Here is a 6,589-nt window from a genome sequence, read left to right as displayed (position 1 = left end):
TCATCGAAACCCTCGCTGCCTACTGCACACGAATTAACGACTCAGGACACTAGGGGGTGTCTTAGAGGGTGTCTCGGAATCGAAGGAGACAGGCGCTGCGACCTGGATATATATGGGGGTCAGTGGCGCCGACATCTCTATCTCAGTCCTCCACTCGGAGTCCTGACGAAGAGACGCTAGAAAACCTCTAGGCCCCGCGGCTTGGGTGTTGGTTCGGACCTTGGTTCCCGGGTTGGTCCCGGGGTTGGTTCACGCCCTTGGTTCCGGGTTCGGTTTGGAATCAAGCCTGACACCCTGCCTGACCTGCCGGCTCATAGGGGTCTACGACGCTGACATCTCTATCTCAGCCCTACTCCGCCCACGCCGGATACGCTTTTGTCGCAGTCGAGGAAAGTCGAGACCGGCACCCCGAATGGAGTGTCCGGATCAACCGGTCCCGCTATTCGATCCAGGTGAGTCCGTAGACGCGGACGATTCTCGTGTCCTCGTCGATGTAGGCGAGGAACATTCCATCCTCTCCGAACATGCCCCAGCGGTAGGCAGTTCCGCCCGACCCCTGCTCGGACGTCCTTCCCCATGGATCCCGGCGGACCCTTCCGAGGGCCTCGATCAGTGCCTTGAACGCGCGGGGCGGAAGTCCGACCGTCTCGCTGCTCGCCTTTGCGGTGAAGTCGACCCGGTATCCGCTCACGAGTCCTGCCGGTCGGCCACGAGGTCGTCGAGCGTCGTGAATTCGCCGAGGCCGGTCTCGGCCTGGCGGCGGCTCTCGTCGTGGCCGGCGGAGCTGTAGATGGCGGCGCGCATGCTCCAGTGCTTCAGCAGCTCCTGGAGGTGGCGGTACCGCCAGACCTCGTGCGCGGCGCTGACCGCGGCCGCCCGGTACTCGCGGAGGAACACCTCGCGCTGGTCGGTCGGCAGCAGGTCGAGGATGCGGGCCGGGTCGTGGGGGTCGTGGTGCTCGATGGGCTGGGTGGTCATCGGGGTCCCCCTTCTCGCTGCTGTTCAGTCTGCCATGGGTGGTCTGGTGGGACCGAGCGAAGTCCGCAAGCACGCAGAGCGCTCTGAGAAGGCCGTAGAGGCGACGGGATGCTGCCACCCGCCCCCCTGGGAGGAAAGTGGGATTTGAGTAGATCTATGTGCGTTTGACGCGCGTTTGGAGTGTGAGGCAGGCGCGCCTCGCGTTCTCCGGAGCTTCCTTGAGCTTGTTGTGCGGTGGGTGGTTGCTCAGGGCAGGGTGTCGACGTCCAGGGCCGCGTCGAAGCGCAACAGGGTCTGTGGGCTGCTGGTCAACACCGGCCACAGTCGCACCCGGGCGACGAAGGCCACGTGAGCCGTCACCAGGTCCAGGTCTGGGGTGTGGGCGCGCGCGTTCGCCAGCAGCTGCCCGACCCGCCTGGTGGTCTCCGCGTTCAGCTCGTCCAGGACCACGCCGTTCTGCGACAACAGCCGGTGCAGTTGCTCCCGGCCCGCCAGGGGCAGGCGGCCGAGTGCTTCTCCGAGCGCGGCAGCCGGCACCGACAGGCGGGCCTCCGGCGACCGCAGCGCGACGGCCACGCGGGCACGGGCGTACTCGCGGCCGCGGGCGAAGTCGTGCAGGGCGCTGGGGTCGAGAATGCGGCCCTGGGGCATCAGGAGGACGGTTCCATGCCGAAGGACCGGTAGGCGTCCGTCAGAGCCTCGTCCGAGACCTGCCAGGAGTCGATCCAGGCGAGGGTCTCCTCGCGCTCCGCTTCGCCCCACTGCTCGGCGCTCAGCAGCGCCTCGACGTCCTCGGCCGCGGCCAATGCGCGTTCTGCGGCCGCCTCGGAAAGCTCTCCGGCCTCCAGCCGCCGCCCGAGTTCCTCGCGAGCGTCCATGGGGGAAGTGTAAACGGTCTCGCTGCAGACCCTCATGCGGCAGAGCGCCCTGAGAAGATCACAGAAGCGACGGGGTAGGGTCACCCGACCCCGGAAGGGGTGAGCGGACCCCGAGCGGCTCTGTGTGCGTTTGGCGCGCGCTTGAGGGGGCAGGGCGCCGTCGATCGCGCTCCCTCGCGTGAGGGGCGCGATCCGCGGACGGGGCCGTGCGGCGAATACGTGGTGAAGTTCGCCGCAGTAGGGCGTCGCCGCAGGTCAAGGCAGGTTGCGCGACGGTCTGTAAAACCGCCGGCTCAGCCTACGTAGGTTCGAACCCTACACCTGCCACCCAGAGAAAACGCCCTCTGACCAGCGCATGCGCTGGCCAGAGGGCGTTTTCGTCGTGTACGGCCCTGTACGGCCGGGCCCGGCCGTCGGTGGCCGTCCGCGGCGAATACGGGGTGAAGTTCCGTGCCCCCACGGCCGCCCGCCCCTCCGGGCGGTGCTCCGCTCGCGGGGCGTCGAGTCGAACGCCCGTCCCGCTCCTGCCGCCGCCTTCCCGGGCCTCCGCAAGGCTTGACACTCCACTGTGGACGGTTCATTCTGGTAGTGACCGTCCACAATGGACAATCGGGGGACGCCATGGACTCCACCTCATCCGCCGCGCCGCGGTCGGACCGCCCGTCCCTGCGGGTCGGCGACGGGGAACGCGAGCGGACGGCGGCGGTCGTCAGCGACGCGGCGGCCGCCGGGTACATCGGCATCGACGAATTGGACGGGCGCCTCGACGACGTGTGGGCGGCGCGTACGGCGGGCGAGCTCGACGCGGTGGTCGCGGACCTCCCGGTGGACCGGTTGGACACCGGCCCCGCCGCCCGTTCCGCGGCGCGGCCCACAGCGCGGCCGGAGCGGGGCCGACCGGGCACCACCGGGTTCCGCGTCCACCTCAGCGCCTACATCGGCGTCATGACCCTGCTCGTCGGGATCTGGCTCGTGGTCGGCGTCACCACCGGCGCCTGGTACCCCTGGGTCGTCTGGCCCGCCCTCGGGTGGGGGATCGGTGTCATGGTCGACGGGATCTGCACCCATGCCCGGGTCCGCCGAGGCGGTGCCCGCGCCCTGGGCTGCGGCGCGCGGCCCGATCCCTGGCAGTACGCCCGCCACGCCCACACCCGGCACTGACGCGAATGACGGAGCCCCCGCACCGGCCGGTGGAATCCGGCGGTGCGGGGGCTCCGTTCATGCGTTCGGGTCAGCGGCGGCGGCCGCGGCCTCCTCGGCGGGGCGGGGCGTCGGGGCGGTCGCCGCTCCCGCGCCGCTCGGACCCGCCCCGGCGGTCGGACCCGCCGCGCCGGTTCGGGGTGCCCCGCCGCTCCTCGGGGGCGGACGAGCGCACCGTGACCGGGACGCCCGACGGCTCACGGGCCCCGGTCACCTCGGCCAGGGCCGGGTCCGAGGCCCCGCCCGCCAGGGTGCGCGGCCGGATGCGGGCCCGGTCCATCAGCCGCCCGACGTCGCGGCGCTGCCCCGGCAGCACCAGCGTGACCACGCTGCCGGACTCCCCGGCCCGGGCGGTGCGCCCGCCCCGGTGCAGGTAGTCCTTGTGGTCCGTGGGCGGGTCGAGGTTGACCACCAGGTCGAGGCCGTCCACGTGGATGCCGCGGGCCGCCACGTCGGTCGCGATCAGCGCCGTCACGTCGCCCCGCTTGAACTGCGCGAGGGTGCGGGTGCGCTGGGGCTGGCTGCGCCCGCCGTGCAGGGGCGCGGCGAGCACCCCGTTGGCCAGCAGGTGCTCGGCCATCCGGTCCACCGCGCGCTTGGTGTCGAGGAACATGATCACCCGTCCCTCGCGTGCGGCGATCCGGGTGGCGACGTGCTTCTTGTCCTCGGCGGAGACGTGCACGACGTGGTGCTCCATGGTGGAGACCGCGCCCTCGGACAGGTCGACCGAGTGGACCACCGGGTCGTTCAGGAACCGGCGGACCAGGGTGTCGACGTTGCGGTCCAGCGTGGCCGAGAACAGCATGCGCCGCCCGTCGGCCGGGACCTCCTGCAGGATGGCGGTGACCTGCGGCATGAAGCCCATGTCGGTCATCTGGTCGGCCTCGTCCAGGACCGCGGACTCGACCCGGTCGAGCACGCAGTCGCCGCGCTCCATCAGGTCGCGCAGCCGTCCGGGGGTGGCCACGACCAGGTGGGCGCCCTGCTGCAGGGTGCGCGCCTGGCGGCCGATGGGCATGCCGCCCACGACGGTGGCCGTGCGCACCCCCACCGAACGCGCGTAGGGGTTCAGGGAGTCGGCGACCTGCTGGGCCAGCTCCCGGGTGGGGGCCAGGACGACCGCCAGCGGACGCCGCGGCTCGGCGGTGCGCCCGTCCAGGGCGGCGAGCAGCGCCAGCCCGAAGGCCAGCGTCTTGCCCGACCCGGTCCGGCTGCGGCCCAGGACGTCGCGCCCGGCCAGGGCGTTGGGCAGGGTGGCCGCCTGGATCTCGGAGGGCGTGGTCAGGCCCTGCCGTGCCAGCGTCCGCTTCAGCGGCGCGGGCATGTCCAGCGCGTCGAAGGACTCCGCGGGCGGGAGCGCCGGGGTGACGGTGGTGGGCAGGGCGAACTCCCCGGACGGGGTGCCGCCGCGCGGGCGCCCGCCGTTCTGGGGGCGACCGCCGCCCTGGGGGCGCCCACCGGTCTGGGGGCGCCGACGGCCGCCTCTCCGAGAGGGGCGGTCGCGGGTCGTACCGGGACGGTACGGATGACTCATGTATGGCCTTTCGCCGACGGCGTTCGCCGGGCGGGAGGCCCTGCAGGCCTCGCAGGAGAGAACCGGGGACGCCGGATGAATGAGAATCTGCGCGCGCTCGCCCGGAGGACGTCTCCGGGGCGCGGGGGGCCGGTGCGGTCGGAGGCCGACGGCGGAGGACCGGCCGGAAGAGGTGCGGAGAGCGGTGGAGCCGGCACCCGTGGCGCGGGCTCCCACCGCCCGAAGGAGCAGCGGCTCCCTTAGATCAGGGTGATGTTCTCGGCCTGGGGGCCCTTGGGGCCCTGGGTCGCGTCGAACTGCACGCTCTGGCCTTCGGCCAGCTCACGGTAGCCCGTGGCCTGGATGTTGGAGTAGTGGGCGAAGACGTCGGGGCCGCCGCCGTCCTGCTCGATGAAGCCGAAGCCCTTGGTGCTGTTGAACCACTTGACCGTACCGGTCGCCATATGGGTGCCTCTCTGTCGGAACGTGAAGAAAACCGCAGCCGGCGATTTTCCCGTCACTGCGGTGATCTCCCGATGGCGTTCCATCAGGGGCTCACAACTGCAACTCCTGACGAAGCTAACACACGGGCAACGATCTGTCCTGATGGCCGGGTGTGTCACATGGCACCGCGGCGGGGCGCGGGCGGCCCGCTTCCCGTGCCGACCGCCGAAAGCGGCTGCGCGCCCGGAGCCGGTCTCGGTAGGCTCGACGCGCTCTCGGGCGTGCTCGGGGCCGCCGGTCCGACCGCGCTGCCTCCCGCGCGGCACGCCCCGTCCCCTCCGCTCCCTCCTCCCCCGCTCCCCGGACTCCTCCTCTGGGCCCCGGCCGGCCTCCGGCCGCCCCGCCGACCGGTCCGCGACCGATTCCGCCCGGCCGCCGTGCGCGCCGGGGCGCCCCGCATCGGCCCCGCATATGGGCATGACCGAAACCCGTCAGACGCCCCTGGGCGGGCCTGTCCCCCCTGTGCTCCCGCGTGCGCCGGGCCGCACCCCGCCGCGCGCCGCCTGGACCCCTGGGGCTGGGACGTTCCGACCGCCCGGTCCGGCACGCCGCCCCCTCCGCCTCCCTGCGCGCCGCGCCCCGGCCCCGCCGGGCGGGCACCCGGAATGCCGGAAATGGCGCGGCAATCCGCCGGGGCATTTCCCGTGCATTGGGGATCCATTGCCGAACAAGGGTGAAGTGGACATTTTGAAAGCGCCGTTTCGGCGTTGACAAAATACGCTGCGTAGTCCCATGATTACTCACGTCCACCGCGGGGGAGCGTCCGCACGGCGCGCCCTTATCTATCCGCCTCCTTAGGAACCTTCCGGGGGAATCGCAATGAAGAAGCTGACCGCCGCCGGCGTGCTCGCCGGTGCCGCCATGGGCGCCGTCCTGATGGCCGCTCCGGCCCAGGCCACCGACCAGGACTTCAACTCCAACCTGCAGGGGGTCCCGGTCCAGGTCTGCAACGCCAACGTCGGGGTCCTGGGCGCGGCCGTCCCGGTCCTGTCCCCGCAGACCGTCGTGGGCGACTGCACCAACGGCCCGATCCTGACCAACGTCGGCTAGAGCGGCGCTGCCCGTCGAACGGCGGGTGACGATTCCAGACGTTCTTTCCAGAGGGGAATTCCGAATGATCCGCAAGATCTCCGCCGCCGGCCTGGTCGCCGGTGCCGCGATGGGCGCGTTCCTGATGGCCGCTCCGGCCCAGGCCACCGACCAGGAGTACAACTCCAACCTGCAGGGCGTCCCGGCGCAGGTGTGCAACGCCAACGTCGGCGTGCTCGGTGCCGCCGTGCCCGTCGTCTCGCCGCAGACCACCGGCGCCTGCACCAACGGCGCCATCTCCACGCTCGTCTAGGGAGGACCGACCCGTGATCCGCAAGATCTCCGCCGCCGGCCTGGTCGCCGGTGCCGCGATGGGCGCGCTCATGATGGCCGCTCCCGCCCAGGCGACCGACCAGACCTTCAACCAGAACCTGCAGGTCGTTCCCGTGCAGGTCTGCAACGCCAACGTCGGCGTGCTCGGTGCCGC

The 6,589-nt window shown here is 71.7% G+C and carries 9 protein-coding genes and 1 tRNA gene; 4 read left to right on the top strand and 6 right to left on the bottom strand.

What is annotated here, in order from left to right; all coding sequences use genetic code 11:
- Positions 1 to 439 precede the first annotated feature (439 nt).
- The 4 genes from O4U47_RS30895 to O4U47_RS30880 form a co-directional block, all read right to left on the bottom strand.
- Entirely contained in the window at positions 440 to 691 is a 252-nt protein-coding gene (locus O4U47_RS30895; protein WP_270681539.1) for a hypothetical protein, read from the bottom strand.
- Positions 688 to 978 carry a DUF6247 family protein gene (locus O4U47_RS30890; protein WP_270681538.1) on the bottom strand — a complete coding sequence of 97 codons (291 nt, stop codon included), beginning with the start codon at positions 976 to 978 and terminating at the stop codon, positions 688 to 690. Before O4U47_RS30890 ends, O4U47_RS30895 begins: the two co-directional genes overlap by 4 nt.
- A gap of 246 nt (positions 979 to 1,224) precedes the next feature.
- Positions 1,225 to 1,629 (bottom strand): hypothetical protein, encoded by a 405-nt coding sequence (locus tag O4U47_RS30885; protein WP_270681537.1) that lies wholly within the window; start codon positions 1,627 to 1,629, stop codon positions 1,225 to 1,227.
- Positions 1,629 to 1,856, bottom strand: coding sequence for a hypothetical protein (locus O4U47_RS30880; RefSeq protein WP_270681536.1), 228 nt, complete (start codon positions 1,854 to 1,856; stop codon positions 1,629 to 1,631). Before O4U47_RS30880 ends, O4U47_RS30885 begins: the two co-directional genes overlap by 1 nt.
- Before the next feature lie 259 nt (positions 1,857 to 2,115).
- Between O4U47_RS30880 and O4U47_RS30875 the strand changes: the two genes are divergently transcribed.
- Both O4U47_RS30875 and O4U47_RS30870 read left to right on the top strand, forming a co-directional pair.
- Positions 2,116 to 2,183, top strand: a tRNA-OTHER gene (locus O4U47_RS30875).
- 294 nt (positions 2,184 to 2,477) lie between these two features.
- Positions 2,478 to 3,017, top strand: a complete 540-nt coding sequence (locus O4U47_RS30870) for a DUF1707 domain-containing protein (protein WP_270681535.1) — start codon at positions 2,478 to 2,480, stop codon at positions 3,015 to 3,017.
- A gap of 70 nt (positions 3,018 to 3,087) precedes the next feature.
- Here the strand turns inward: O4U47_RS30870 and O4U47_RS30865 are convergent, their stop codons facing one another.
- Entirely contained in the window at positions 3,088 to 4,590 is a 1,503-nt protein-coding gene (locus tag O4U47_RS30865; protein ID WP_270681534.1) for a DEAD/DEAH box helicase, read from the bottom strand.
- Between the two features lie 239 nt (positions 4,591 to 4,829).
- Positions 4,830 to 5,033: a cold-shock protein gene (locus tag O4U47_RS30860; RefSeq protein WP_270681533.1), complete on the bottom strand. Its 204-nt coding sequence runs from the start codon at positions 5,031 to 5,033 to the stop codon at positions 4,830 to 4,832.
- Between the two features lie 859 nt (positions 5,034 to 5,892).
- Here O4U47_RS30860 and O4U47_RS30855 point away from each other — a divergent pair.
- Positions 5,893 to 6,123, top strand: a complete 231-nt coding sequence (locus O4U47_RS30855; protein ID WP_270681532.1) for a hypothetical protein — start codon at positions 5,893 to 5,895, stop codon at positions 6,121 to 6,123.
- Positions 6,124 to 6,187: 64 nt separating this feature from the next.
- Positions 6,188 to 6,415 carry a hypothetical protein gene (locus tag O4U47_RS30850; RefSeq protein WP_270681531.1) on the top strand — a complete coding sequence of 76 codons (228 nt, stop codon included), beginning with the start codon at positions 6,188 to 6,190 and terminating at the stop codon, positions 6,413 to 6,415.
- Positions 6,416 to 6,589: the final 174 nt, after the last annotated feature.

This window comes from Nocardiopsis suaedae, from assembly GCF_027706745.1.
Classification (GTDB): Bacteria; Actinomycetota; Actinomycetes; order Streptosporangiales; family Streptosporangiaceae; genus Nocardiopsis_A; species Nocardiopsis_A suaedae.
The sequence above is the reverse complement of the archived record's forward strand: the minus strand, read 5'-3'. Positions and strand labels throughout refer to the sequence as shown.

Coding starts and splice junctions, on each gene's coding strand:
- O4U47_RS30865 (WP_270681534.1), bottom strand. CDS start 4,590: ATGAGTCATCCGTACCGTCCCGGTACGACCCGCGACCGCCCCTCTCGG.
- O4U47_RS30885 (WP_270681537.1), bottom strand. CDS start 1,629: ATGCCCCAGGGCCGCATTCTCGACCCCAGCGCCCTGCACGACTTCGCC.
- O4U47_RS30855 (WP_270681532.1), top strand. CDS start 5,893: ATGAAGAAGCTGACCGCCGCCGGCGTGCTCGCCGGTGCCGCCATGGGC.
- O4U47_RS30880 (WP_270681536.1), bottom strand. CDS start 1,856: ATGGACGCTCGCGAGGAACTCGGGCGGCGGCTGGAGGCCGGAGAGCTT.
- O4U47_RS30850 (WP_270681531.1), top strand. CDS start 6,188: ATGATCCGCAAGATCTCCGCCGCCGGCCTGGTCGCCGGTGCCGCGATG.
- O4U47_RS30870 (WP_270681535.1), top strand. CDS start 2,478: ATGGACTCCACCTCATCCGCCGCGCCGCGGTCGGACCGCCCGTCCCTG.
- O4U47_RS30890 (WP_270681538.1), bottom strand. CDS start 978: ATGACCACCCAGCCCATCGAGCACCACGACCCCCACGACCCGGCCCGC.
- O4U47_RS30860 (WP_270681533.1), bottom strand. CDS start 5,033: ATGGCGACCGGTACGGTCAAGTGGTTCAACAGCACCAAGGGCTTCGGC.